The organism is Butyrivibrio sp. WCD3002, assembly GCF_000424265.1.
In the GTDB taxonomy this organism is placed as follows: Bacteria; Bacillota; Clostridia; order Lachnospirales; family Lachnospiraceae; genus Butyrivibrio.
Genome location: NZ_AUJO01000052.1, coordinates 1 through 1331, shown reverse-complemented (window position 1 = coordinate 1331; position 1331 = coordinate 1). Strand labels below are relative to the sequence as shown.

The 1331-nt window shown below is 53.3% G+C and carries 1 rRNA gene; it reads left to right on the top strand.

Annotation, left to right across the window (positions count from 1 at the left end):
* Nucleotides 1-1331: ribosomal RNA gene (locus G608_RS0117740) — 23S ribosomal RNA — on the top strand; the annotation flags it as partial.

Here is a 1331-nt window from a genome sequence, read left to right as displayed (position 1 = left end):
AAGTAGTGAAGCTCATGGACGTACTGCCGAGAAAAGCCACTATTGTGTATCATCAGCCCGTACCGTAAACCGACACAGGTGGATGAGGAGAGAATCCTAAGGCCGGCGGGAGAAGCATTGTTAAGGAACTCGGCAAAATGTCCCCGTAACTTCGGGATAAGGGGAGCCTGCGAGAGCAGGCCGCAGAGAAGAGGCTCAAGCAACTGTTTAGCAAAAACACAGGTCTATGCGAAACCGAAAGGTGAGGTATATGGGCTGACGCCTGCCCGGTGCTGGAAGGTTAAGAGGAGAGGTTAGCGCAAGCGAAGCTTTGAATTTAAGCCCCAGTAAACGGCGGCCGTAACTATAACGGTCCTAAGGTAGCGAAATTCCTTGTCGGGTAAGTTCCGACCCGCACGAAAGGCGTAATGATTTGAGCACTGTCTCGGCAATGCACCCGGTGAAATTGAAGTACCAGTGAAGATGCTGGTTACCCGCGCCAGGACGGAAAGACCCCATGGAGCTTTACTCCAGGTTGATACTGGGATTCGGTACTGTATGTACAGGATAGGTGGGAGACTTTGAAGTGATGACGTCAGTTGTCATGGAGTCGCTGTTGGGATACCACCCTTATAGTACTGGGTTTCTAACCAAGGACCGTGAAACCGGTCCGGGGACAATGTCTGCCGGGGAGTTTGACTGGGGCGGTCGCCTCCGAAAGGGTATCGGAGGCGCTCGAAGGTTCCTTCAGAATGGACGGAAACCATTCGTAGAGTGCAAAGGCAGAAGGGAGCCTGACTGTGACACCGACGGGTGGAACAGATACGAAAGTAGGACTTAGTGATCCGGTGGCATGAAAGTGGGATTGCCATCGCTCAACGGATAAAAGCTACCCTGGGGATAACAGGCTTATCACTCCCAAGAGTTCACATCGACGGAGTGGTTTGGCACCTCGATGTCGGCTCATCGCATCCTGGGGCTGTAGCAGGTCCCAAGGGTTGGGCTGTTCGCCCATTAAAGCGGTACGCGAGCTGGGTTCAGAACGTCGTGAGACAGTTCGGTCCCTATCCGGCGCGGGCGTAGGATATCTGAGAGGAGCTGTCCTTAGTACGAGAGGACCGGGATGGACGGACCGCTGGTGTATCAGCTGCATCGCCAGATGCATAAGGCTGGGTAGCCAAGTCCGGAAGGGATAAACGCTGAAGGCATCTAAGCGTGAAGCCCCCCTCAAGATGAGATATCCCTCCTTTGTGGAGTAAGACCCCTTAGAGACTATGAGGTAGATAGGCACAAGGTGTAAGCATGGTAACATGTTCAGCTGATGTGTACTAATAGGTCGAGGGCTTGTCCAA